General features: G+C 53.1%; 1 protein-coding gene. It reads left to right on the top strand.

The genetic code is table 11. The features are described from left to right. Positions 1-594, top strand: a 594-nt coding sequence (locus D2V08_RS18175; RefSeq protein ID WP_147374030.1) for a chlorophyll a/b-binding protein, incomplete at its 5' end; no start/stop codon positions are given. Between the last annotated feature and the right edge of the window lie 45 nt (positions 595-639).

The following is a 639-nucleotide window of genomic DNA, read 5'->3' as shown; positions in this document are numbered from 1 at the left end:
GGAGAATTCCCCGGCGACTACGGCTGGGACACTGCTGGTTTGTCCGCTGATCCCGAGGCCTTCGCCAAGAACAGGGCTCTTGAGGTTATTCACGGGAGATGGGCCATGCTTGGAGCTCTAGGATGCATCACACCAGAAGTTCTTGGAAAATGGTTGAGTGTGGAGTTCAAGGAGCCAGTGTGGTTCAAGGCTGGTTCACAGATCTTCTCCGAAGGGGGGCTCGACTACTTGGGCAACCCGAACTTGGTCCATGCTCAGAGCATTCTAGCAGTTCTTGGATTCCAAGTTGTGCTCATGGGACTTGTTGAAGGATTCAGAATCAACGGCCTCGATGGAGTCGGAGAGGGCAATGACCTCTACCCGGGCGGGCAGTACTTTGACCCTCTTGGCCTGGCCGATGACCCAGTCACCTTTGCTGAGCTCAAGGTGAAGGAGATCAAGAATGGAAGATTGGCCATGTTTTCTATGTTCGGGTTCTTCGTTCAGGCGATCGTCACCGGAAAAGGCCCCCTCGAGAACCTCTTGGATCACCTTGACAACCCTGTTGCTAACAATGCCTGGGTTTACGCCACCAAGTTTGCCCCTGGATCATAAGCTCATGCCCTAATTTAGTGATGTGTGGATGCAAGAAGAGTGGAT

It is taken from the genome of Flagellimonas lutimaris (assembly GCF_003581615.1).
Taxonomy (GTDB): Bacteria; Bacteroidota; Bacteroidia; order Flavobacteriales; family Flavobacteriaceae; genus Flagellimonas; species Flagellimonas lutimaris.
This window is presented reverse-complemented; position numbering and strand designations above follow the sequence as displayed.